Below are 25,416 nucleotides of genomic sequence, written 5' to 3' on the forward strand. Positions count from 1 at the left end.
GTAGAAGCTCTATTTAATTTAGGAGGGGAATATATGGGAATGCGGTTCATATTAGGACGTTCTGGGACAAATAAAAGTGAAGTAATTTTAAAAGAAATAAAACAAAAAATTTCTACTAACCCCATAGGACCTTCTATATTTTACATTGTTCCAGATCAAATGACATTTCAACAAGAAGTTGCTCTATTTAGTGATTCAGAAACGAATGGAAGTATTCGAGCGCAAATTGTAAGTTTTTCAAGGTTAGCCTGGAGAGTATTACAGGAAACAGGTGGAGGAACAAAACAATTTATAAGCTCCGTAGGTATCCAAATGATGCTAAGGAAGATTATTGAAGAAAAACAAGGGGACTGGAACGCTTTTCAAAAAGCGCTTAAAAAACAAGGGTTTCTAGGACAACTAGAGACGATGTTAACCGAATTAAAAAGATATGAAATAACACCAGATGATCTACGAATGCAGCAGTCTCATCTTACAGACTTTGTGCACCAGTCACCTTCAGAGCAGGGGCTCACGCGTAAACTTAGCGATTTAATTTATATTTATGAGACATTTATATATGCGTTACAGGGAACGTATGTAGACAGTGAAGATCAACTACAGCTGTTAATTCAACAAATTAAACAATCTTCTATATTAAATAATGCGGACATTTACATAGATGGTTTTCATAGTTTTACACCTCAAGAACAATCAGTACTTACAGAACTAATGAAAACGAGTAATTCTATCACAGTCGCTTTAACATTAGATGATCCGTGGAAAGAGGATGCATCTGAGCTGGATTTATTTTATCAACCAAGCCAAACGTATCATGTATTGAAACAATTAGCTTGGGAAGCAGGTGTTCCGGTAGAAGATCCAATTATATTAGATACTCTGGAAGGGAATTTTCAAAACCGACCTTATTTTGCGCATATGGAGAAATATTTTGATTCAAGACCAGCACCAGCGTATGAAGGCGAAGTCCCAATTGAAATATTTGAAGCTGTTCATCCACGAGCAGAAGTAGAAGGTATAGCCCAGCAAGTATTAGAATTAATCAGAGATAATCGATACCGCTATCGAGACATCGCACTGTTAATACGGCAACCAGAAGTTTACCATGATTTAATTGAAACGATTTTCAATGATTATGAACTTCCTGTTTTTATTGATGAGAAACGTCCGATGCTTCATCATCCATTAATTGAATTAATTCGTTCTATATTAGAGGTTGTACAAGGAAATTGGAGAAATGATGCCATTTTTCGAGTTTTAAAAACAGGACTCATACCATCTGCAGATGATGAATTTCCTCTAACTATGGATAGTATTGATCAATTAGAAAATTATGTTATTGAATTTGGTATTCGATCTAGACATCAGTGGATCGGTGAAAACAAGTGGAAATACCAACGTTTTCGTGGGTTTGATAGTTCTGCTCAGACAGATAGAGAAAGAGAATTACAAGAAAGTATGAATCGTTATCGAGATCAGGTTATATCTGCTATTGCAACAGTGGATGAACAATTAAGAGCAGCAACCACTGTTAAAGATCTTTGTATAGCGATGTACCAGTGGTTAGAAGAGCTGAAAATTCCCGACCAACTAGAAGTAACGAGAAAGTATTATGATGATCAAGGATTGCCTGAAAAAGGTAGGGAACAGGAACAAGTATGGGATGCGGTTATTCAATTATTTGATGAAATGGTAGAGATTGCAGGGGAAGAGAAAATGGATTTATCAGTTTTTCAAGTTGCTTTAGATGCGGGTATTGAAACGCTGCAATTTTCCCATGTCCCTCCGAGTATGGATCATATTATTGTAGGGACAATTGATCGATCCCGAATGAGTAATATACGTTGTGCTTTTTTATTAGGAGTGAATGAAGGTATTTGGCCAATGAAACCAACATCTGATGGAATGATTGATGAAGCAGAACGGTTACTGCTTGAACAAAATGGATTGAAGTTAGCTGATACAAGCGAACGGCAATTATTAGATGATTGGTTCTATATGTACTTGGCTTTTACGGTTGCGAAAGACAGACTGAAAATCAGTTATTTACTAAGTGATGAAGAAGGGAAAGCAAAAATGCCTTCTCAGTTGATTCATCGAGTCGAAGAGCTATTCCCTGCAACCAAAAATCATATATTATTACAAGATCCAGAAGATGAATCGAATACAAGAAGGTTCGTATCCACCGAACTGAAATCAAGATCGGCCTTAACTGCACAATTAGCGAAGTTTAAAAAAGGGTATCCGATTGATCCAATTTGGTGGGAAGTATATCAATGGTATGTAGAACATCACCCACAAGGTGGTACGACACATCGTGTATTACAAGGACTACACTATGAAAATAAACCTGAGTCATTACAAAAAGACACGGTTGAACAATTATATCCGAAGCGAATTCAAGCGAGTGTGAGTAGGTTAGAGACTTATTACAGGTGCTCTTATCAACACTTTGCTAAATATAGCTTGAATTTAGAGGAGAGAAGAACATACAAATTAGATGCTCCAGATATCGGTCAGCTGTTTCATGAAGCACTTAAGAAAATAACAGAATGGATTCATGCTGAAGGAAATGATTTTTCTGCATTGACCAAAAGCCAATCGTCTCATTATGCGAATCGTGCTGTGACTGAATTATCTCCTGTGCTACAACATCAAATATTGCATAGTTCCAATCGCTATGCGTATATACAGAAGAAATTAGAAGAAGTCATTGCTCGAGCTACATTTGTATTAGGTGAGCAAGCAAGGCTAAGCCATTTTTCTCCTGTGGGATTGGAATTAGGATTTGGTGATGGAAACAATCAAATTCCTTCACTATCTATGCTATTAGAGAATGGATATGAACTTGTATTACGAGGGAGAATTGATCGGGTAGACAAAGCAGAACTGGAAAACAATTTATATTTACGAATTATAGATTATAAATCAAGCTCAAAAGGATTAGACTTAACGGAAGTTTATTACGGTATTGCTTTACAAATGCTCGCTTACTTAGATGTTGTATTAACGCATTCGGAGAAATGGTTAGGGCAACAGGCAGATCCAGCTGGAGTATTATATTTCCATGTTCACAATCCAATGATTTCTGCTAAAGGTAGTATGACAGAAGCAGATATTGAAGAAGAATTATTTAAACAATATAAAATGCAAGGTTTACTTTTATCCAATGAAGAGATAGTGAAGATGATGGATTCATCATTAGAAACAGGTTCCAGTCAAATTGTCCCAGCAGCACTAAAGAAAAATGGAGGATTTTATAGTTACTCTAAGATTGCAGATCAATCCACATTTGAGACATTGCAAAACCATATTCATCAGCTGTTGAAATCAGCCGGAATTGATATAACCAATGGTTCTGTAGATGTAAATCCTTATCAACATAAACAACAGAAGGCATGCACATACTGCCCGTTTCATTCGGTATGCCAATTTGATCCAGTATTAGAAGAAAATAATTATCGTAAGTTTGCGGATATCAAAGAGAACGATTTACTGCAATTGTTTGAGAGGGAGGGGGAGAACAATGGTTAATTGGACCAAGGAACAAGAAGAGGCAATATATACAAGTGGTTCGGATATATTAGTTGCTGCTGCAGCTGGATCTGGTAAGACAGCTGTATTGGTAGAACGAATTATTCAAAAATTGTTGGCAGAGCATAATCCTACAAACATTGATGCATTATTAGTAGTGACATTTACCAACGCTGCAGCTCAAGAAATGAGAAACCGAGTTGGAGCGGCTCTAGAACAAGCTTTGGCCGCAAACCCTAGCTCTATTCATTTGAAAAAACAGTTGTCTTTACTACAACGAGCATCTATTTCGACGCTACATTCTTTTTGTCTGGACATTGTAAAGAAGAATGCATATATTCTTGATATTGACCCTTCGTTCAGGATTGCGGATGATATGGAAATGGATTTACTGAAGCAAGAAGTGCTTGATGATTTATTAGAAGAATGGTATGGAGATTCTAATCCAAATCAAGACAGTTTTTTTGAGGTTGTTAATCGATTTACAAGTGATCGTTCGGATGCAGAGATGGAAGAATTAATTCGAAGTTTGCATACATTTGCAATGCAAAGTCCATGGCCAAACCAATGGCTAGATAAGCTGGTGCAAACGTATAATATACCAGAAGAATGGACGGAAGAAGAATTACCTTGGATGAATGTATTAAGAGATGAAGTGTCACGACAATTGGATGCGGTTAGTCAAGAAATAGATATCGCTTATTCCATAACACAAGAAGCTGATGGACCTTATCATTATGCAAAAACAATCGAAGAGGAAAAGGCTATCATCCAAGAAGCACTGAAAAATATGGAATCATGGAAGTATCTTCAACAGTCTATGTTACAAGTGAAGTTCGGTAAACTATCTGGTAAAAAAGTAGACTGTGATGAAGAGAAAAAAACGAAGGTGAAAAAGTTACGTGATAGTTATAAGAAGCGATTTCAAAAAATGCAAGAAGTATGGTTTGCTAGAAATTTAGATGCACATGTATATGATATGAGAGTGCTCGCACCGGTGATTAAACATCTTGTTGAATTAGTAAAACAATTTCAGGATTCCTTTGCAAAAGTGAAGAAAGAAAAAGCTGTAGTTGATTTTTCAGATTTAGAACATTATTGCTTACAAATTTTAATCGATGAATCATCAACTGAGGAAGAAGTGATCCCTTCAACGGTTGCGATGCAGTTACAGAGGCAATTTACAGAAGTGCTCGTTGATGAATACCAAGATACAAATATGGTACAGGAAACCATTTTACAATTAATTAGTGATCGTCAAGGAAGCGGAAATATGTTCATGGTTGGTGATGTGAAACAAAGTATTTATCGTTTCCGTCATGCTGAACCATCATTATTTATAGATAAGTACAAACGTTTTTCTAATTCGGACGACCCATCGATTCGAATAGATTTAGCGAGAAATTTTCGAAGCAGAGAAAATGTCCTGTTAGGTGCGAATTATATCTTTCGTCAATTATTTGATGAAGATCTTGGGGAAATTAGCTATGATGATGCAGCCGAACTTATATACGGAAATAAGATGTATGACGACCATCCACTAGAAGCAAAGCCTGAATTACTATTAATTGATAACAATAGTGAAGACGTTGAACAATCCGACAATGAAGAGACAGTGGAAGATTTAGAAAAAGCTCAGATTGAAGCCCGAGCCTATGCGAAACAAATTAAAAATTGGATAGGTACACCAGAAGATGAAATTCCAATGCAAGTAGTCGACAAAGCAACAGGTAAACAAAGGGATTTACAATATAAGGATATCGTTATTTTAATGCGATCGATGACATGGGCATCAACAATTGCTGATGAGCTACAACAGCAAGGTATACCAACGTATGCAGATTTGTCTACGGGTTACTTTGAAGCAATAGAAATTAAAGTGATGTTAAGCTTTTTAAAAGTCATCGATAACCCTAGACAAGATATTCCATTAGCTTCCATACTTCGTTCACCAATTATCGGGCTAGAAGAAGATCAGCTTGCTTCCATTCGATTAGCTGATCGAAAAGCTAGTTTTTATGAAGCTGTTCAGCGCTATTTACAAAATGAGCAAGATAATAGTGACACTGTAAAGTCGTTAATACGCTTTATGGAGATGTTAAATGATTTTCGTCAGTCTGCTCGACAGGGTTCTTTATCAGAACTGATTTGGGATATTTACCGGGAGACCGGTTATTATGATTTCGTTGGTGCCATACCAGGTGGAAAACAACGCCAAGCCAACTTGCGAGCTTTATATGACCGAGCTCGAGGGTATGAATCAACTTCTTTCCGCGGTTTATATCGTTTTTTACGATTTATCGAACGAATGGAAGAAAGAGGGAAGGACTTAGGAGCTGCTCGTGCCTTAAGTGAGCAGGAAGATGTTGTTCGGATTATGACCATTCATAAGAGTAAAGGATTGGAATTTCCTATCGTGATTCTAGGAGGAATGAATAAAGAATTTAATCAACGGGATTTATCAGAGAAATATCTTCTTCATAAAGACTTAGGATTTGCCAGTAAATACATTGATCCTGTTAAACGAATTCAATATCCTACTCTTTACTATCATGCTGTAAGACAAGCTAAATTTCGGGATATGTTATCCGAAGAAATACGTGTGTTATACGTTGCGTTAACACGCGCAAAAGAAAAACTATTAATGGTAGGGACGGTTCCTTCTATAGAGAAAAAACTTGAAAAATGGCAACGTATTGTTGATCATCCAAGTTGGGTGTTACCAGCATATTTTCGTATGGAATCGAAAACGTATCTTGACTGGGTAGGGCCTGCGTTATTGAGGCATGTTGGATCAGAAAAAATCAGGACTGAAAATATAGGAAATCAAGTCTTGGAATCCATTAATCAGGATCCATCAGATTGGCAAATTACAATGAATCATGCTTTAGATTATATGGACATGAAAGACTCTTCTATGGATAACGATGACAATTTGAAAGAAAAAGTATTTAATTGGGAAAGCGTAGAAACCGAACAAGAAGGTTTAAAGAACGATGTAGACGCGCGATTGTCATATGAATATGCTTATAAACAAGCAACAGTATTTCGTGCGAAACAATCAGTGACGGAATTAAAAAGGCAACAAGAGGTAAAGGATGACTATAGTGACCAACAAATCTTGCCGCCATCACATGGTCCAATCGGGAAGAGACCTAATTTCTTACAGAAGAAACTGAAACTATCTCCAGCTGAAAAAGGTACAGCATTGCACACAGTTATGCAACATTTACCGATGACACATGTATTGTCAGAACCAGAGATCGAAGAAAATATAGAGAAAATGGTGCTCGAAGAAAAGCTAACACGAATGGAAGCAGATAGTATTAATATTCGAGCAGTCGAGCGGTTCTTTCACACGGAGATTGCGTCAAAAATTATCAGTGGAAATGATATGCATCGGGAAGTCCCATTTAGTATCATGCTTCCGGCAAGTGAAGTCTATGCCAACTGGAAAGATCAATCGAATGAAAAAGTACTTATACAGGGAGTAATCGATTGTTTACTTCAGGCGGATACAGGCTGGATTATTTTAGACTATAAAACAGACTTTATTGAAGACAACCCTACTTCTCAAAAAGAACAGGAATTAATACATCGTTATCAAACGCAAATGACGTTATACAGGCGAGCAATTGAGCAAATTTGGAAGCAGCCTGTAGAGCAAACGTATCTTTACTTCTTTTCACAGCAGTTATTAATAGAAGTACCGTACAGGGATTGATAGGAGGAGTACCATGTCTACGTATCCAATTAAAGATAGTCAACGTTTAAACTGGATTGACGCAGCAAGAGGTTTTGCTATTTTCGGCATCTTTATGGTTAATATTGGTGCCTTCTCTGCCCCTTATTTTTTATATGGTGGAGAAACAGAGATATGGACTTCAAAAATGGATTCGTTGATATTATTTATCATGGATGTGTTTTTCCAAGCGAGTTTTTATACATTATTTTCAATTCTTTTTGGTTTTGGTATACAACTTCAAAAAGATCGCTTAGTAGAAAAAGGAATTTCCGTCAATCGATTTTTTATTCGGCGATTAACTGTCTTAACAATTATCGGTCTCATTCATGCAATAGGGATATGGCATGGGGATATCTTATTTACTTATGGAGTCGTTGGTTTTCTACTGTTAGTTTACTTTAATGTAAAGGATCGAACCATAGTGGTGAATATCATTAGTCTATTGGGAGTATTTGTAGGGTTATTTACGCTATTGATGTATCAGGTTAGAGATTATTTAGATACAGCAAATCAAGGGCTTATTATACAAGCTATGAATAACTATTCTAGTGATTCATTATCTCGAATTTGGGAACAAAACCTACATGATTGGCAATTATCAAATGGTGGAATAAATATTCTTTTCTTAGCAGGTGTTATACTTCCGATGTTTCTTATCGGTATGTATGCTGCTCGAAAAAAATGGTTCCATCACCCAGAGAAATATCAACAAAAATTAACAGTGATTTGGTTTATTTCTTTCATTGGTTTTATCGTTTTAAAATTAGGACCATATCTATTTGGTAATCCGTCCTGGTTTTCATATGTGCAAGATAATATTGGTGGCGCAGCTTCTGCAATTTTTTATGTCACTAGTATTACGCTATTATGGAAGAAAGAATGGTTTCGCCAATTAATGGTTCCGTTACAAGCCGTAGGAAAAATGGCAATGACTAACTACTTATGTCAGTCTATTATCAGTTTTTGGCTCTTTTATGGAGTTGGGTTTGGATTATACGGGAAAATAGATCCACTGATACAATTGGTTCTTGTAATAGTTATATTTATTTTACAAATGATAGCTAGTGTGTGGTGGATGAAAAAATTTCGGTTTGGTCCTTTTGAATGGTTATGGCGTACACTTACCTATGGAAAAAAACAACCATTCCGTAGGGAAACTTGACGATTTATTGAAAAGAAGGGTTGTTCCATGTATTATTTTTCCATAGATGGTATGATACTTTTAGGACAAATTGGTTTGATTATTAAAAGGAGGAATTTTCTATGACACATATGCACATTACATCATGGGCATTAGGGCTAATTTTGTTTATTATTGCACTTGTTATGTACAAAAAAGGAAACCAAAAACCAGCAAAAATAATTCATATGATTTTACGACTTATGTTTATTCTCATCATTATTACAGGTGGAATACTAACCTGGGATTACATTCAGGGTTACGGAATGCCTATCCTTGGCGAAGCATTAGTTAAAGCACTTGCAGGATTATGGCTAGTAGCGATGATGGAAATGATTCTTACTGGAAAAGCAAAAGGAAAACCAACTACAGCGAAATGGGTACAATTTTCCATAGCGTTAGTTTTAGTAATTGTATTAGGTTTCTTCCGCTTACCAATGGGCTTTCTATTTATTTAATGTTGAAGAATATCTATATCTATTAAAACCAACGGGCAAGTTTCCGTTGGTTTTTTTTGTGTGGGTCAATTTCAAAATTGCTAAGGTTTATTAAACTGAAAGCTTGGACTATACGAAATTTAATATAAATATTTTAATTATAAACTAGATCCGATTCGAAAAAAATTTGAAGTCTTTTCAACAAATATCAACGTGTAGTTGACTATTTTTTTTATTAAGGAATAATAGAAGGGGAGTCGAAGGGATTATTTACTAATGGAGGATGTACATCATGTTAAATAGAAATAAATTGCTTCTATTGCTTACAGTGATTTTTGTTTTATTGCCTGTAACTAATGTAAACGCAGAAGAACCAATCAATATACATAATGAAATTATTTATGATATTTTAGTTGATCGTTTTAATAATGGAGATTCTGAGGAAACGGAAGAAATTGCTGTGGATGACCCGAATGCATACCACGGTGGCGATATTAAAGGTATAATTGATCAACTAGATCGACTAAAGGAAATGGGGATTACTACCATTTCATTATCCCCTTTAATGACTAATCAACAGAATGGTTATCACGGATATTGGGTCCTTGATTATTTTGAAATAGACGAGCAATTAGGAACCATGGAAGATCTTAATCAGTTGATTGAACAAGCACATCAACGTGATATGAAAGTAGTTATGGATATGGTAATCAATTATGCTGCAGCATCACATGAAGTAACAGAAGACGAAACTAAAGCTGATTGGTGGACGGAACCTTCTTACACAGCTGCATCTTGGTCTGCTAATGCACTTCAATGGAATTTGAATCAACCTGAAGTTGCGGAGAATATGATAAATGTTGCAGACTACTGGATGGAAGAGACGGAGATAGATGGTTTTACGTTACATGCTGTTGATCAAGCGCCAATTGACTTTCTTCAAGAATATACACAACATATAAAAGAAACAGATGAAGAATTTTATTTAATAGGAGATATATTAGATCCAGAATCTGCTAACATTCAAGAATTAGAAGAAACACCTCTGGATATTGTAGCTAATCCTATGCTGCATGAACGGTTAAAACAAGTATTCTCTGATGTGGATAATCCAGTTTCTGAGGTGTACCATCAATGGGAGAATTTAGAGACAGACTCTCCGTTAATTACAATTGATAATTTTACAGAAGAACGTTTTACCAATGCATATTCGAAGAACCAACGAAATTCACTGACAGCATGGACACTAGCATTGACATATATGTATACTACACCAGGAACACCTCTAATTGTTCAAGGTACGGAGTTGCCAATGTATGGTGGAGATGAAGAGGAGTCTCAGCGACTTGTACCATTTAATAGTGGGGACCCAGAATTGAAAGAATTTCATACTAGAATAGCGTCTTTACGAAATGAATTTCCTGCACTACGACAAGGTGACATTGAACTAGTCGATACCGTTGATTCGATGATAGTCTATAAAAGAAGTTATGAAGGCCAAACGATGTATGTTGCGATTAACAATGGAAGTGAGTCTGCTTATGTAGATGTAACTGATGTTGATGCTAATAAAGAGTTACGCGGCCACTTACAAGATAATTTGGTTCGTGAAAACCAAGAAGGGAATCATCGAATTGGAATACCACGTGAATCTGTAGAAGTGTATGAAGTACAGGATGATCATGGTCTTAACTGGTGGTTTATTGGATTTATTGTTATGGTTATTTTGGCCTTTATTGCTGGAGTTATCTATTTGACAATAAAACAACGCAAGAGAGAAAAGAAATAAGTGTAAAAAAGGTTAAGACAGAAAGTAGTGAAAAGGTTAATGTGATTATTTATCCTTTTCAGGAATACTTTCATGAGGTCTTAACCTTTTAATTGAACTAACCATTTACGACTTTACCGCCATTTATATGGAGGGTTTGTCCAGACATATAGCTAGAGTCTTCACTTGCGAGATATACATACGCGGGTCCTAATTCACTTGGTTGTCCAGGTCGTTTCATTGGTGTATTGCCGCCAAATTCATCAACTTGCTGTTTATTAAATGACGCAGGGATAAGTGGTGTCCAAATTGGGCCAGGAGCAACTGCGTTCACTCGTATACCTTTTTCTGCAAGGTCATTTGATAAAGCACGAGTGAAAGACACAATAGCGCCTTTGGTTGAAGAATAATCGATAAGCACAGGATTACCTTCGTAAGCTGTTACAGAAGTTGTATTAATAATGGCGCTCCCTTTTTTTAAATTAGGTAGAATTGCTTTTGTCAGATAAAACATACTAAAGACATTCGTTTGAAATGTTTTTTCTAGTTGTTCACTGGAAATATCCATTAGAGTTTGTTGAGGATGCTGTTCAGCTGCGTTATTAACAAGAATATCAACTTTGCCAAAGTTATCTAAAACTTCAGTTGCTGCAGCCTCACAAAACGATTGATTACCAATATCACCATTAATAAGTATGCATTTACGACCTTCTTGTTCCACTAATCGTTTTGTTTCCTCAGCATCTTCATGTTCATCCAAGTATAGAATAGCAATATCTGCACCTTCTTTTGCATAATGGACACTAACAGATTTACCAATACCACTATCACCACCCGTGATGACTGCCACTTTCCCTTTTAATTTATTACTTCCTTCATATGATTCATGAATAAATTGAGGTGTTGGGGTCATCTTGGATTCTACACCTGGTTGCTTGCTTTGAACTTGTGCAGGTGGGGTTATTTTCCCGTTTTTTTTCTCCATCTTCACGTCGGTTGCCTCCTTAAAATAAACTTATTATACTTTTACCCTTTTTTTATGGAATAAATCCAAGTAATTTTTTCTTACATGAAAAAACACCTCTTAAAAGTCGATAAATTACGTTTTAAGAGGTGTTTCCTATTTTATTGGAACGATTTTATCTTTCACAATAAAGTGCAGTAATATCTCTACTTATTATTATGAATATTGATATTCGTGTGACGATACAGCACCTTGTTGATGTAAGCATTGATATATTTCATAATATCGTCTTATATCAATTTTGCCTTGAATGTATTTCTTTTGATAAAAATCTAACAAATGATCTAACGTAAGGGGTGCATATTTATGTTCTGTTTCGAAAGTATCCAATAGTTTATTAAGCATGATTTACCCTCCATTGATAGCTTATTGTTACACTATATGATTAGACGTAGGTATTCATACACATAAATCATTCAATATAGAACAAGTTTAATAAGTAAAAATAAAACCATTGTGATAATAGAACGTTTAATTGTCTATATATAAGGGGATAATTCGTCGTAAGGATGATTTCTATTTATTTGTATTTAAGAAAAATAATGCCAGTGTACCTGGACCTGAGTGAGAACCAATTGCAGATCCTACCATTTCAATTATAATATTCTCTTTTGCTACGTTAAATTTTTCTTGTATCATTTCTGATAATTGTTCAGCACGAGAGAGATCATCACCGTGGCTAATTCCAATTGTTTGATTTTCAAAGTCTTGACCTCGGGATTCCATGACATCAACCATGCGTTGAAGTACTTTTTTCGATCCCCGAATTTTTTCTAGAGGTATAAGTTTTCCATCTTCAACATGAAGAAGGGGCTTTATTTTTAATAAACCTCCTACAAAGGCTGCAGTTTTACTTACACGACCGCCACGATATAAGTATTCTAAATCATCCACTGTAAATATATGTTCCATATGTTTTGCATGATAATCAACCTTTTCAATGATTTCATTTACAGTAGCACCATTATTAGCTAACTTTGCAGCTTCTAGGACTACTAAACCATGTCCAAATGATGCGCATTTTGAATCGATTACATATATATCCGCATCTGGATACGTCTCTTTTACTTCCAATTCCATCATTTTAGCAGATTGGTAAGTTCCAGAAAGTTCTGAAGAAAAAGCAATATAAATTAATGATTGATTCTCTTCAGCATGTTTTGTAAATATATCTTTAAAATCTTGTGCAGAAGCCTGTGATGTTTTTGGTGATTTACCATTTCGCATCGCTTCATAGACGGTTTTTGGATTGATGGTACGGCCATCTTCAAACTCTTCATTGTCTAGATGAACAGTTAATGGTATCATTTCAATGTTGTTTTCGTTATAATATTTCTTTGACAAGTCACAAGCACTATCAGTTAATATTGTTATCGCCATCGTACTTCACCTACTTTTCTTGTTTTAGACTTTATTTTAGTTTAAATGTATTTAAAATTTTAGTCAAAAAGTTATTATTTCTTCACATAGTTAAAGGGGGTTACTCCATGTTCTTAATGGAAGCAAAAAGAGTTGCTATTGTTATAATTGGTGCATTATTAAATGCTATATCATTAAATTTCTTTCTCATTGAGGCTAATGTATATGCGAGTGGATTTACGGGTGCTGCACAGCTATTATCTAGTATATTTAACGATTTTCTAGGCGTTGGGTTATCTACAGGTATATTACTAGCTATCTTAAATATTCCCGTATTAATCATGGGCTGGTATAAAGTCGGAAAAGGTTTTACAATATATAGTTTAATTTCGGTGTTTTTCTCTACAGTATTTCTTGAAATTATTCCATTAGTAGAAATATCTGGCGACATTATTCTAAATGCTGTATTTGGTGGTGTAATAGCTGGTATCGGTGTTGGTATAACACTTAAAATTGGTGCATCTACCGGTGGGATGGATATTGTAGCCATGATCCTGTCGCGATTAAAAGATAAGCCGATCGGGAATTATTTCTTAATCATGAATACATTTATTATTGCAATTGCAGGTATTATGTATTTGCCAGAAAATGCGTTATACACTATGCTAACACTATATGTTACTACACGGGTAATTGATGCGATTCATACACGTTATGAGAAAGTTACAGCAATGATTGTTACGAAGAAAACAGATGAACTTCAAGAAGCCATTCATAAGACGATGGTTCGTGGAATTACCATTCTTCCTGCGAAGGGTGCCTATACGAAGGCAGATAAAAGCTTAATGTATTTAGTTGTTACTCGTTATGAATTATATGACCTAGAGAGAATCATTAATGAAGTAGATCCAAATGCTTTCACAAACATAGTGGAAACGGCAGGTGTGTATGGCTTCTTTAGAAGAGACTAAAAAGGGTGTTCGTATAATGAAAAAAATTGGAATTGTAATGTTGATTTTATTATTTATGGCAGCTTGTGGTAATAGAGATGAAGATGTCATAGAACCAGTGGAGACTGAGCGAGAACTTGATCAACGGGCAACTTCTGTTCAATTTCGCGAAATAGATGTCAATCTTGAAAGTGAGCAATTCCATATTATTGGTGAGGTTAGTAGTTCTGGAGGCTTATTCTATTACCATGTTGAATTAGATGGTGAGATAATACAGGAAGAAACGTTTGAAGAAGTTGAGAATTCAAATAGTGAATGGAATAGGTTTCAAATAGTAGAGACACTACCAAACGATGTATTAGAAGGGAACAGTCCTCCTGTAATGGTTCTATATGGTAAAAACGAATCTGGAGAACCTATAAATGAAAATTATATTCCAATCGATACTCAAAAATAGTACGCAAAATATTTTAATACTCTGTGACTGTGTATAACGGATACAGAGTATTTTCTCTTGTTAAAAAGATAATTTAATACATCTCAATAGATAAAGAAAAATAGTGAGCAACATCATCCGATGATGATATTGCTCACTATTTCTTACTTATTTATTTAATAACCGTATTTCACGAAAAGTTCTTCCACTTTTGGATTAAGGCTTTCCCATTCAGCATCAAACTGTTTGTTCACAGTAATAAAATTTTGGTAACCAAAAACATTATCAACTTCTTCTAATTTCATTAGTTCATTTAAGATTTCATATTCACTCGTATTTCCAGGCATTACTGAAATACTATTAGTACCTTCAAAGATAACTTTTTCTGAGGTATATTTCATGGCATTTGGATTCGGTGTTGCTGAGATATGTACTCCCATTATAATTTCCTCCTAATAATACATATATATTGTATTTATATATTAACAGAAAAGAAATCAATACTAAAGTATAAAGAGCACCTAAAACAATTGATTGTTTAGGTGCTCTTTATATCATCGCTTGGAAGTTATTTTAATTGATTATGCTGTTGCAATTGCTGTTCAAGTTGTTGAAGTTGTTGTCTTTCTTCTGGAGAAGCTTCTTGATAGGCTGCTTCAATAGCTTGTTTTGCAGCTTGTTGCTGCTCAGCACTAGATCCTTGATTACTTAACATATTAGTTACAGCATTTTTCGCCTTTTGATAAAGGTTATTTTCCAATTAAAACCCTCCTAGAGATTGGTTATCAGCATCTTGTTGCTTTCTCTCGGCCTGTTCCAGTGTTGAACGATAGGTAAAGATCTCATCGTGTTGTTTTACTGCAGCAGCACCTTGATGGCTGAAACGTTTAGATTTACTTCGCTTGCTCAAAGTGAATACCCCCTTAAAAGAGATACTTGCTTTAACCATATTGAAGTAAAAAAGCGAACGTGATTTCACGCTCACTTATAGTATAAAACGGATAAACAAATTTATAGCAGGAAACTAATGGATTTATGATTGAATAACATTTTTTGATAATTGTAAGTATTCCTCTAGAAAAATACTTATTCCATCATCTTCATTTGATACGGTTTGATGCTTTGATATGGATACTAAAGAATCAATAGCATTGCCCATGGATACGCCAACACCTGCATAGTCAATCATTTCTAAATCATTATCCTCATCACCAAAAGCAATGATACGGTCTTTCGGTATATCATAATGCTTAGCGATATTCTGTAACCCTACTGCTTTATTCATGCCTTTGCGAATAATTTCAATAATATTCCAAGGAGCTCCCCATTTACGATGTTCAATTATTTCGGCATGATAGTCATCTAAATGGGATCTTAGTTCTTTAATATGATCTTCTCTAGGATGAATGAGTACGGAGGTTGGATCTTCACTTAACTTGCTTTTTATATCACCAATAATATAACGTTCTTCGTTATCTTGAAAAACTTCTAAAATTTCTTCATTAAACACATCCATGTAAACTTCATCTTGAACTTCAGCCAAAATATTCTTCACCTGTAATTCGTAGGAAGCATCGATAATTTTGTGGGCTGTTTTAATAGGCATAGTAGTGTGAAGTGTTTTCCATGATGCATCTAATGGGTGATGCACCAATGCTCCATTAAAATTAACCATTGGTGTTTTTAAACCGAGTTCATGATAATAGTTAATACTTGCTCTATGTGGACGACCAGTTGCTATAACAACAATATGTCCATCATTCATTGCCTGGAGTAAAGTATTCTTATTGCGGGAACTTATTGTTTTATTATCTTTCAATAAAGTTCCATCTAAATCAACCGCAATTAAATGCTTTTGTTTTTTTGTCATTGTAATCACCTCATCTGAACTAATCTTATCATTATTCAGTTAGATGTAAAGTGAAAAAGAGTTTACATTATTTGCATGAGTCGTTAAAGAAACCTTACAATAGAAGATAGTGAACGATGAAGGGGAGTAGACATGATGATTGGTATTTATGAGGAACAAGTAAATCAAATTCCATATTTACATATTGTTAAAAGTGAAAATTATAATATTGAATTACCGACAATTATTTATTTTCATGGTTTTACTAGTGCGAAAGAACAGAATTTACCGATTGCATATATGTTAGCTCAAAAAGGGTTTAGAGTACTTTTACCAGAAAGTCTTTATCATGGGGAAAGAAGTAATGGCCTGACCGATAAGCAATTGCAAATGTCATTTTGGAATATTGTGATTCAAAATGTTCAAGATTTAGAAGAATTAAGAAGTGTCTTATTAGAAAATAATTGGCTTTTAGAGGACAAATTGGGTATTGCAGGTACAAGTATGGGCGGAATCACTACAAGTGCAGCATTGGCAAAGTATAATTGGGTTCGAGCAGCAGCTATTATGATGGGATCACCTAAGATTACAGATTATGCAAATGCCCTTATTGGTAATTTTAAAAAATATGGGGAACTTCCAATATCAGATAATCAATTGCAGCAATTATTAACAGAAATAGAAGCCATGGACTTATCTCGTCATGTGAATACTTTAGATCAACGACCTGTAATGTTCTGGCATGGAGATAAAGATCCTGTCGTCCCTTTTGAGCATTCTTTTCTTTTCTACCAGGAAGTGAAGGATACTTACTTGGACCAACAGAATATTAAATTTATAAAAGAGCCCGGCGTAGGACATAAGGTAAGTCTTAACGGTTACCAAGAGGCAACAAAATGGTTTGAGAAACATCTATTGTAAATTAATTTTCTAAAATGATATAGTATGTTTAAATGGTATATAGGGGAAGGAGGGAATTATTATGGATGAGGCACTAAAAGAAAACTTAATGGGCGCATTAGAAAATGTAATTGACCCAGAATTAGGTATAGATATTGTAAATCTTGGTTTGATTTACGATGTAGATATGGACGATGAAGTCGAAGGTTTATGTGTGGTGACAATGACATTAACAGCAATGGGATGTCCTTTATCTGCACATATTGAATCAGATATCAAACATGCACTTTCTGATATACCTGAAGTTAAAGAAACGAAGGTAAATATTGTATGGGATCCACCATGGGGTAAAGACAAAATGTCACGCTATGCTAAAATTGCTCTAGGTATTCCAGATTGATTAAAAAACACTGCTAATTTCTAGCAGTGTTTTTTAAAACGGTGACTTCTTTTTTATTGTACATCTGCAATGTTTACCTCTTTTTTGGAAGGTCTTCTATAGTAAAATTCGAAAAGGAATAGAGCTATGACAACTATTGCTGCAGCAACCAAGTATAGATTTGAGAAGCCAATTTCAGATACAATTAGTCCCCATACAAAGGATCCAATCGCAATACCTAAATCATATAGAATAAAAAAGGTTGATGTTGCATGAGAGCTACGACTGTCTGGAGATAGTTGAATAGCGATGGTTTGAAATCCAGGTAGAATAGAACCATAGCCTAAACCAATTAGTCCTGCAGCAAGTAGCAACATCCAGGAACTATTCGTTATACTTAATGCAATTAACCCCACTGAAAAGATCATTAAACAAGGTAATAATACAAATCTAGGTCCTTTCAGGTCAAAACTTCTACCAATAGATGGCCTAGTTATAAGCATTACCGCTGCAAAAACTAGGAAAAAGAAACTTGCCGTTGATGCAAGACCTATAGAGGAAGCATATACAGATATAAATGACATAACGCTAGCATAGGATAACGAAACTAAACTTGCGATTATAGCAATAGGCAATGCTCGGGTCTCAATAAAATCATGTATAGAAAGACGCTGTCTATTATCATTTACTTCTACAATCTGTTCTTCAACTTGAACCATCATAGAGTTAATTAGAGCAACGATCATTAAAACACCTAAAATGAAGAATAACGTGTGAAAACTTACATATTGTATCAACGTAAGACCAATAAATGGTCCTAAAACAACTGCTACATTCATTGCCATAGCAAAATAGCCTAACCCGGCCCCTTTACGAGAAGCTGGAATGATATCAGCGGCAATCGCACCGGTCGCAGTTGTGATTATCCCAAACGAGAAGCCATGTAAAAAGCGTAAAGCTAATAGGGAAGTATAGGTTTCAACTAATAAATATAAAAAAGAGGTAATCATAAATAGAGCAACACTTATGATTAGCCCTCGTTTTTTTCCGATCTTGTCTAATAATTTTGCAGAAAAGAATCGAATAATAATAGCTGCGAGTAACATCACTGTTACGACTAAACCACCTTCAGCCTCGTTACCTCCAAGTTGATCCATTACATATATAGGAAGAGTAGTTAATAACGCATAAAAAGATAAAAATATTAATAGTTGTACAAGAGAAATACTAATAAAACTTTTCGTCCAAATTTTTTCGAGATTCAATTTTTACACCTCTGATGTTAATTTACTAAGTAGTTGATATAATAATTTCCTTTCATTCTGATCTAATTGTTGAAGCATATCATCATCAAACTGTTTCATGGTTATTTTTACATTCGGTAATTCTTTCTTAGCTTCTTCGGTTAAATAAATCATCTTTTCTCTTTTATCTTCACCAGGTAACCTCTCTACCCAACCATTTTTTTCAAGTCTAGATAAAGTTCGTGTTACTGTAGGAGCTTCTATATTTAGGTATTTCCATATGTCTGTTTGCGTTAAAGGTCCTGACTGATCAAGGCAATACAGGATTGCCCATTGTGAGGCATATAAATCATATTTTCGTAAGCGTTGATTCATTTCTTTATTAAAATAACGATATTTTTGATTGTATAAGTGTAGAATATCTTTGCTCTTTATATTATCCATGCCGTCCTCCTAATTATTTACCTAGATAAATAAATTCACTTGAACAATTCTATACCTCTTGTTACGTTATGTAAATACCTTTTTTGGGTTGGTAACCGAATTAAGCCTGTTTAAATAAATTTTTCTACCCATACGAAAAAGACCTCAAAACAAGTTTAAGGTACTTGTTTTGAGATCTTAAATAAGTTCTATAGGAATATTAATACGAGCACTCCGACAATTACACAGTAGTATGCAAAATATTTAAGGTTTCCATGTCGCATTATATTCATAAACCATTTTAATGCAAAATAAGAAGCAATAAATGCTGTAATAAAAGCAACTAAATATGGTATCCATAATTCCTGAACATTTGGATCGCGTACAATATTTGGTATTTCTAATATGGAAGACCCTAAACTAACCGGAATATATAAAAGGAATGAAAATCGTAATGCGGTATCTTGCTTCATTCCCATTAACATAGATGCTACTAATGTAGCCCCTGATCTACTTATACCAGGTGTAACGGCAACAGCTTGTGCTAGTCCTACAATAACAGCATCTTTTGTAGATAAATCTCCTTCGATCTTTCTACCGCGTAAGTTACGAATCATCCAAATCGCTGCAGCAGTTATTAGTAGTGTGATTCCAACTACAGTTGTACCATCTTCGCCAATAAATGCTCCAATCTCATCACCAAATAGTACACCGACGATTCCAACTGGGATAGTAGCAAGGACAAGATAAACGACAAACATAAAATCACTTTTAGATTCTTTTTCTTGCTTGAATATAAAGTTCCAACTATTTACTGCCAATCGGACTATGTCTTTACGATAGATTATTAATACGGCAAGTAAAGAAGCTAAGTTTACAAATATCTCAAATGATAAACCTCTCGCTTCAATTCCAAATAGTTCTCGAAATATAATTATATGCCCACTAGAAGAGATAGGGATTGGCTCCGTGATACCTTGTACAAGTCCAAGAACAAAATAATGCACGATTGTCCAAAAATTTTCAAACACATTCATGATTTTAACTCCTTCATTCAATTTCTGGGTTATTTTCACCACTCCAAATATAGATGCATAGGCTATCATGGAGGAGGATAAAAAATGACTGATAAAACAATGTATGACCAATGTAACGAGCATATTCACTTATATGTATTAATACAAATGAATGATGGTTCTCAGATAGATGGCATTGTTACAGATGTGGATCAAGAAAATGTACACCTTGCAGTTCCAATTGATTACTCGCAAGAAAATAATTCGTATGACCATCGTGTTTTTTGGCCAGGATATGGTGGATTTGGGTATCCCGGTTTTGGATATCCTGGGTATGGAAGGAGAAGGTTTAATCGTTTGATTTTACCTCTCGCTGCATTAACGGCAATAAGTGTACTTCCTTGGTATTAATAAGGAAAAACCCTTGCCATCTTTGCTGGAAGGCAAGGGTTTTTCAGTGTTATTCCGTTTTTTCTTTTAAAATGCCTTCCCCGAGTACAAATACTACAATAGAAAAAATTACTGTCAGAATGATCGCATTTTCAATCAAGAAAGGTTCTCCACCCATACTTGAGAGTACATAAGAGACAGCGGCGGAAAGTAGAAATGACCAAAATATTGTCATTATGTATCGCATTATTATACACCTCACTCATATTATCAAACTAACTTTAAACACATACAATTCATTAACAATTATATTCTAACACGTATTCTATTATTTTGCTTATGAATTATTCAAGTAATTTTTATTAAATAGGAAGGAGAGATAGGAATGAGAGTATTGGTTGTTAACTGTAATAGTTGGGTAGGATATCATATAGTAGATGCGCTATTAATGGAAGAATTCTTGGTTGATGGGGTTGTAGATAATGATGAACCGGGAAGTTTAGAGATGTTTTTTGGAAGAAATAGTCTATTTGAAGAAGTCACATTACAAACAACGAAATCCTATGATATCGGTATCATCACAGACGATTTTATTACTGAATTAGAACTGCCAAAAGGTGTGAAGCGATGGATTACTATATCAACGAACCGTGATAAAAGAATACAATCACGATCAGTGACAATGACTTGTATCTATCCGTCATTATTAATTGGTGAATGGATGAATATGAATAAGCAAGGAATTTACAGATATGATGAGTTTATCCGATTTGATTCCGATTATTTTAAAGAACAAGCAATTTATATTACTGATTTTGTAAATGCATTATTAAAATGGATACAACTTGAAAAATTGCCAGCATCTTTTCAAGTTTTTCCTAAACAGGAAAACATTTCGAACAAGAAAGTTGAAAAAATGGTATTTCTCCGTAAAAATAGAAGTATAGACACAATTATACAGTTATTAAAGAAACATTATGAACAATTTCAACAATAGACTTGAAATTATTGTAAAAAATGGAATGGAGTGTGTTTTTTGAAGAAATTATTTATAGCAATTTTATTTATATCTGTATGCACTCTTTCCGCTTGTTCTTATTTTGAATCTGGAAACATACAAAATGTGGGTTTTCTTGTAGAGACGGATATTGATGAAAATCCTTGGACACAAACCGGATATGAGGGCATGCAACAAATTGAAGATAAGTATCAAGTCGATGTGATGTACAAAGAAAATATTCAATCAATGCAAGATGTTAGAGTTGCTGTAGATGAGCTTGCTCAAGATGGAGTGAATCTTATTTTTGGGCATAGTAACATGTATGGAGAGTATTTCATGGAATTATCAGATAGCTATCCGGATGTCCATTTTGTTTATATGAATGGCGGTGAGGTGAAGAGTAATGTTACCTCTTTGAATTTTGATGGACATGCAATGGGATTCTTTGCAGGTATGGTTGCTGGACAAATGACTATGAATAACGACGTTGGAATCATTGCAGCACATTCATGGCAGCCTGAAATCGAAGGATTCTACGAAGGAGTAAAATACATTAGTCCTACGACAGAAATTGAGTTGGATTATCTTAATGACTGGAATAATACAGAACTTGCTTTAAAAGTCTATGAGGAAATGAAAGAAGAAGGTGTAGATGTTTTTTATCCTATAGGTAATTCATTTAGTGAACCAATTATTAAAAAGGCTCAAGAAGATAACTTATATGCAATTGGCTATTTGACTAACCAAACGGAACTTGCACCTGATACTGTACTTACAAGTACATTGCAGCATATAGATCAATTATATCTGCATATTACTGATCTTTTTGACAAATCAGAATTACAAGGTGAAATTTATAATTTTGATTTTCAAGATGAGTTTGTTGGACTGGGTGAATTTAATGAGACCATTTCAGATGAATTCCAAGAGAAGATAAAAAGTGATATTCAGCGATTTAAGGAAACTGGAAATTTACCTAATGAAGATAATAAAAACTAAATTAATCATACAAAAAGCTTAATATAGAGCTTTTTGTATTTCATTTGCAATTAGTATACGATAAGTTATTCACTTGCTTTTTTGTTTTTTATACATTAAAATTAGTACCAAGTCATAATAATTGATAGTAATTATGAGTATAAAGGGGAGAGCTGTGAAATGAATATCGGTATATTAGGAACCGGACATTACTTGCCAACAAATGTTGTTACAAATAATGATTTAGAAAAAATCGTAGATACGAATGATGAATGGATTCGTACTCGAACTGGTATAAGGGAAAGAAGGTTAGCAACAGAAGAAGTTGACACTTCTGATATGGCTTTTCACGCAGCTCTTGGAGCATTAGAAGAAGCAAATTTGGCGGCAGAAGATATTGATTTAATATTAGTAGCAACGGTTACACCAAACACATCATTTCCATCTGTAGCTTGTATTATTCAGGACCAACTAGGAGCGAAGAATGCAGCTGCTATGGATGTGAGTGCTGCATGTGCTGGTTTTATGTATGGTTTGATTACTGCTAAACAGTTTATTGATACAGGAGCTTACAAACATGTACTGGTAGTAGGTGCAGAGAAACTTTCTAAAATTACTGATTGGTCTGATCGTACCACATGTGTATTATTTGGAGATGGCGCAGGCGCAGCAGTAGTTGGTGAAGTAGGTGAGGGCAAAGGTATCCTTTCATTTGAGTTAGGTGCAAATGGTGCAGGTGCAAAAGAATTATATCTGAATCATGATGATCACATTATCATGAATGGTAGGGAAGTATATAAATTTGCAGTGCGTCAAATGCCAGATTCTACTGTAAACGTTATTGAACAGTTAGGTTTATCACGTGACGATGTAGACTATCTAGTCCCTCATCAGGCGAATATTCGTATAATGGAAGCTGCCAGAGAAAGGTTAGGTATCTCTGAAGATAAAATGGCCAAATCAATAGAGAAATTTGGAAATAATTCCTCTGCATCTATACCTATGGCTTTATCTGAGGCAGTAAAAGAGGGTAAAATAAAAGATAATGATTTAATAGTATTAGTTGGTTTTGGTGGAGGCTTAACCTGGGGAGCTGTTGCGCTTCGTTGGGGCAAGTAACCGGTTATTTTGGAAGGAGGATATAAAACATTGAATAAGCGAGTTGTTATTACGGGACTAGGAGCATTAAGCCCAGTGGGCAATAATGTAGATGAAATGTGGGAAAGTGTTACGACAGGAAAATCAGGAATAGATTTTGTTACAAAGGTGGATAAAGATTTATTTCCAGCAAAGGTAGCGGCAGAAGTGAAAAACTTTGATCCTACACTGTATATGGATAAAAAAGACGCACGTAAAATGGATCCATTTACACAATATGCAGTTGCTGCTGCTAAAATGGCTGTAGAAGATGCTAATTTAACCATTAATGAAGCGAACGCTGAACGAGTAGGTGTATGGATTGGATCTGGTATTGGTGGTATGAAGACTTGGGAAGACCAACATACCAAGTTCATGGAGAAAGGCGCAAAACGCGTAAGTCCTTTCTTTGTACCGATGATGATTCCAGATATGGCTGCTGGTCAGGTTTCGATTCAATTAGGAGCGAAGGGAATTAATTCTTGTTCGGTTACAGCATGTGCATCTGGTGCCAATTCTATCGGTGATGCTTTCAAGGCTATTCAGCGTGGAGATGCAGATATTATGATTTCGGGCGGTACAGAGGCTCCGATATCAGATATGGCATTCGCTGGATTCTCTTCTTCAAAAGCGTTATCTACAAATGAGGATCCACAAAAAGCAAGTAGACCTTTTGATAAAAATCGTAACGGATTTGTTATGGGAGAAGGAGCAGGGATCTTGATATTAGAGTCTTTAGAATCTGCCCTGCAAAGAGATGCGACGATTTATGGAGAGATAGTAGGATATGGTGCCACTGGAGACGCTTATCATATCACTGCGCCTGCAGAGAATGGCGAGGGTGCAACCCGAGCAATGCAAATAGCGTTAAAAGATGCTAATCTAGAACCTTCGGATGTACAGTATGTGAATGCTCATGGAACAAGCACAGATTTAAATGATAAATATGAGACGCAAGCAATCAAAGCTGTATTTGGTGACCATGCAAGTGATTTAGCAATTTCGTCTACGAAGTCGATGACTGGCCACTTATTAGGAGCTGCTGGTGGAATTGAAGCGGTAATATCTATTAAAGCAATTCAAGATAGTATAATTCCGCCGACGATTAATTATGAAACGCCTGATCCAGATTGTGATTTGGATTATGTACCAAATGAAGCAAGAAAACAAACAGTAGATGCGGTGGTAAGTAATTCATTAGGTTTTGGCGGACATAACGTTGCCTTGGTATTTAAAAAATTTGTGAAATAATCGTATGCTATATGTTTTTAAAAGGAGATTGGGGTATAAATTACCTTGATCTCTTTTTAATTTTGGGGAAATCTAGCATTCTTTTCTGTTTTTAAACATAGAATAGAGTATATTTTGGACAAGCAGATGAGAGGCGATTAGATGGGGTATGTATTCCTGTTCTTAGTAGGTTTTGGAATGGCGGTAACGGGCGGAGTTACGATGATTGCATATATGAATTTCTTACCTGCTGGATTATCGTGGATAGATTATTTTGTTTTTGTCGCTGGTAGAGTTGAATGTTATTTTTTGCCTGTTGGTGTAAGTCTGATGTTAATAACTCTCCAACGATATCCAAAATAAATACATGCAGTTCTCGAATAAAATTTTATTCTGATGGCCATAATGTATCTTAAAACGGTATAAAAGTGAGGGCT

General features: G+C 35.1%; 26 protein-coding genes. 15 read left to right on the forward strand and 11 right to left on the reverse strand.

The genetic code is table 11. The annotated features are described in order from the left end of the window. The first annotated feature begins 33 nt into the window (after positions 1 to 33). The 5 genes from addB to OB_RS06235 all read left to right on the forward strand — a co-directional run bounded on the left by addB (position 34) and on the right by OB_RS06235 (position 10,685). Positions 34 to 3,534: a helicase-exonuclease AddAB subunit AddB gene (gene addB, locus OB_RS06215; RefSeq protein ID WP_011065580.1), complete on the forward strand. Its 3,501-nt coding sequence runs from the start codon at positions 34 to 36 to the stop codon at positions 3,532 to 3,534. Then, positions 3,527 to 7,258, forward strand: coding sequence for a helicase-exonuclease AddAB subunit AddA (addA, locus tag OB_RS06220; RefSeq protein WP_011065581.1), 3,732 nt, complete (start codon positions 3,527 to 3,529; stop codon positions 7,256 to 7,258). The genes addB and addA overlap by 8 nt, the downstream gene beginning before the upstream one ends. Positions 7,259 to 7,271: 13 nt before the next feature. Further along, positions 7,272 to 8,441: a DUF418 domain-containing protein gene (locus OB_RS06225; RefSeq protein ID WP_011065582.1), complete on the forward strand. Its 1,170-nt coding sequence runs from the start codon at positions 7,272 to 7,274 to the stop codon at positions 8,439 to 8,441. 101 nt (positions 8,442 to 8,542) lie between these two features. Continuing rightward, complete coding sequence (locus tag OB_RS06230; RefSeq protein ID WP_011065583.1) at positions 8,543 to 8,917, forward strand: YisL family protein; 375 nt, start codon at positions 8,543 to 8,545, stop codon at positions 8,915 to 8,917. Positions 8,918 to 9,188: 271 nt separating this feature from the next. Then, positions 9,189 to 10,685 (forward strand): alpha-amylase family glycosyl hydrolase, encoded by a 1,497-nt coding sequence (locus OB_RS06235; RefSeq protein ID WP_011065584.1) that lies wholly within the window; start codon positions 9,189 to 9,191, stop codon positions 10,683 to 10,685. A gap of 97 nt (positions 10,686 to 10,782) precedes the next feature. Here OB_RS06235 and OB_RS06240 read toward each other — a convergent pair whose 3' ends face one another. The 3 genes from OB_RS06240 to OB_RS06250 form a co-directional block, all read right to left on the reverse strand. Beyond that, a complete protein-coding gene (locus OB_RS06240) occupies positions 10,783 to 11,649 on the reverse strand; it encodes an SDR family oxidoreductase (protein ID WP_050750239.1) in 867 nt (288 codons plus the stop codon). Positions 11,650 to 11,844: 195 nt separating this feature from the next. Next, positions 11,845 to 12,033 (reverse strand): YppF family protein, encoded by a 189-nt coding sequence (gene yppF / locus OB_RS06245; RefSeq protein WP_011065586.1) that lies wholly within the window; start codon positions 12,031 to 12,033, stop codon positions 11,845 to 11,847. A 171-nt stretch (positions 12,034 to 12,204) separates the two neighbouring features. Continuing rightward, a complete protein-coding gene (locus OB_RS06250) occupies positions 12,205 to 13,068 on the reverse strand; it encodes a DegV family protein (RefSeq protein WP_011065587.1) in 864 nt (287 codons plus the stop codon). A 107-nt stretch (positions 13,069 to 13,175) separates the two neighbouring features. On the opposite strand from OB_RS06250, the gene OB_RS06255 reads away from it, so the two are divergent. Together OB_RS06255 and OB_RS06260 are read left to right on the forward strand one after the other, a co-directional pair. Beyond that, on the forward strand, positions 13,176 to 14,018 hold the full coding sequence (locus OB_RS06255; protein ID WP_011065588.1) for a YitT family protein: 843 nt from the start codon (positions 13,176 to 13,178) through the stop codon (positions 14,016 to 14,018). 16 nt (positions 14,019 to 14,034) lie between these two features. Further along, the gene (locus OB_RS06260) at positions 14,035 to 14,454 is read left to right on the forward strand and encodes a hypothetical protein (RefSeq protein WP_152023697.1); all 420 of its coding nucleotides are present in this window, start codon (positions 14,035 to 14,037) and stop codon (positions 14,452 to 14,454) included. A gap of 155 nt (positions 14,455 to 14,609) precedes the next feature. On the opposite strand, the gene OB_RS06265 is transcribed toward OB_RS06260, so the two are convergent. The 4 genes from OB_RS06265 to OB_RS06275 all read right to left on the reverse strand — a co-directional run bounded on the left by OB_RS06265 (position 14,610) and on the right by OB_RS06275 (position 16,303). Continuing rightward, a complete protein-coding gene (locus OB_RS06265; protein ID WP_011065590.1) occupies positions 14,610 to 14,873 on the reverse strand; it encodes a NifU N-terminal domain-containing protein in 264 nt (87 codons plus the stop codon). 128 nt (positions 14,874 to 15,001) lie between these two features. Then, entirely contained in the window at positions 15,002 to 15,193 is a 192-nt protein-coding gene (locus OB_RS06270; RefSeq protein WP_011065591.1) for a DUF3813 family protein, read from the reverse strand. Beyond that, complete coding sequence (locus tag OB_RS18475; protein WP_173338113.1) at positions 15,194 to 15,343, reverse strand: hypothetical protein; 150 nt, start codon at positions 15,341 to 15,343, stop codon at positions 15,194 to 15,196. It abuts the gene before it with no gap. A 123-nt stretch (positions 15,344 to 15,466) separates the two neighbouring features. Further along, positions 15,467 to 16,303 (reverse strand): Cof-type HAD-IIB family hydrolase, encoded by an 837-nt coding sequence (locus OB_RS06275; RefSeq protein WP_011065593.1) that lies wholly within the window; start codon positions 16,301 to 16,303, stop codon positions 15,467 to 15,469. Between the two features lie 132 nt (positions 16,304 to 16,435). On the opposite strand from OB_RS06275, the gene yjfP reads away from it, so the two are divergent. Both yjfP and OB_RS06285 read left to right on the forward strand, forming a co-directional pair. Then, positions 16,436 to 17,203 carry an esterase gene (gene yjfP, locus OB_RS06280; RefSeq protein ID WP_407938091.1) on the forward strand — a complete coding sequence of 256 codons (768 nt, stop codon included), beginning with the start codon at positions 16,436 to 16,438 and terminating at the stop codon, positions 17,201 to 17,203. Between the two features lie 61 nt (positions 17,204 to 17,264). After that, positions 17,265 to 17,582, forward strand: a complete 318-nt coding sequence (locus OB_RS06285) for a metal-sulfur cluster assembly factor (protein ID WP_011065595.1) — start codon at positions 17,265 to 17,267, stop codon at positions 17,580 to 17,582. 53 nt (positions 17,583 to 17,635) lie between these two features. On the opposite strand, the gene OB_RS06290 is transcribed toward OB_RS06285, so the two are convergent. The 3 genes from OB_RS06290 to OB_RS06300 all read right to left on the reverse strand — a co-directional run bounded on the left by OB_RS06290 (position 17,636) and on the right by OB_RS06300 (position 20,265). Further along, positions 17,636 to 18,826, reverse strand: coding sequence for an MFS transporter (locus OB_RS06290; protein WP_011065596.1), 1,191 nt, complete (start codon positions 18,824 to 18,826; stop codon positions 17,636 to 17,638). A 3-nt stretch (positions 18,827 to 18,829) separates the two neighbouring features. Then, positions 18,830 to 19,249: a MarR family winged helix-turn-helix transcriptional regulator gene (locus OB_RS06295; RefSeq protein ID WP_011065597.1), complete on the reverse strand. Its 420-nt coding sequence runs from the start codon at positions 19,247 to 19,249 to the stop codon at positions 18,830 to 18,832. A gap of 188 nt (positions 19,250 to 19,437) precedes the next feature. Beyond that, positions 19,438 to 20,265, reverse strand: coding sequence for an undecaprenyl-diphosphate phosphatase (locus OB_RS06300; protein WP_011065598.1), 828 nt, complete (start codon positions 20,263 to 20,265; stop codon positions 19,438 to 19,440). 84 nt (positions 20,266 to 20,349) lie between these two features. Here OB_RS06300 and OB_RS06305 point away from each other — a divergent pair, with 84 nt between their 5' ends. After that, positions 20,350 to 20,655 carry a hypothetical protein gene (locus tag OB_RS06305; protein WP_011065599.1) on the forward strand — a complete coding sequence of 102 codons (306 nt, stop codon included), beginning with the start codon at positions 20,350 to 20,352 and terminating at the stop codon, positions 20,653 to 20,655. A 49-nt stretch (positions 20,656 to 20,704) separates the two neighbouring features. Here OB_RS06305 and OB_RS17935 read toward each other — a convergent pair whose 3' ends face one another. Further along, a complete protein-coding gene (locus tag OB_RS17935) occupies positions 20,705 to 20,869 on the reverse strand; it encodes a YjzD family protein (RefSeq protein ID WP_231846997.1) in 165 nt (54 codons plus the stop codon). Between the two features lie 150 nt (positions 20,870 to 21,019). Between OB_RS17935 and OB_RS06310 the strand changes: the two genes are divergently transcribed. From OB_RS06310 to OB_RS06330, 5 genes are all read left to right on the forward strand, one after another. Then, positions 21,020 to 21,631 (forward strand): hypothetical protein, encoded by a 612-nt coding sequence (locus tag OB_RS06310; RefSeq protein WP_011065601.1) that lies wholly within the window; start codon positions 21,020 to 21,022, stop codon positions 21,629 to 21,631. A gap of 30 nt (positions 21,632 to 21,661) precedes the next feature. Further along, positions 21,662 to 22,633 carry a BMP family ABC transporter substrate-binding protein gene (locus OB_RS06315; RefSeq protein ID WP_231846998.1) on the forward strand — a complete coding sequence of 324 codons (972 nt, stop codon included), beginning with the start codon at positions 21,662 to 21,664 and terminating at the stop codon, positions 22,631 to 22,633. Between the two features lie 159 nt (positions 22,634 to 22,792). Continuing rightward, positions 22,793 to 23,731, forward strand: a complete 939-nt coding sequence (locus OB_RS06320) for a beta-ketoacyl-ACP synthase III (protein WP_011065603.1) — start codon at positions 22,793 to 22,795, stop codon at positions 23,729 to 23,731. Positions 23,732 to 23,761: 30 nt separating this feature from the next. Continuing rightward, positions 23,762 to 25,000 (forward strand): beta-ketoacyl-ACP synthase II, encoded by a 1,239-nt coding sequence (gene fabF / locus OB_RS06325; RefSeq protein WP_011065604.1) that lies wholly within the window; start codon positions 23,762 to 23,764, stop codon positions 24,998 to 25,000. Between the two features lie 141 nt (positions 25,001 to 25,141). Then, a complete protein-coding gene (locus OB_RS06330) occupies positions 25,142 to 25,342 on the forward strand; it encodes a hypothetical protein (RefSeq protein ID WP_011065605.1) in 201 nt (66 codons plus the stop codon). Positions 25,343 to 25,416: the final 74 nt, after the last annotated feature.

This window comes from Oceanobacillus iheyensis HTE831 (assembly GCF_000011245.1).
Classification (GTDB): Bacteria; Bacillota; Bacilli; order Bacillales; family Amphibacillaceae; genus Oceanobacillus; species Oceanobacillus iheyensis.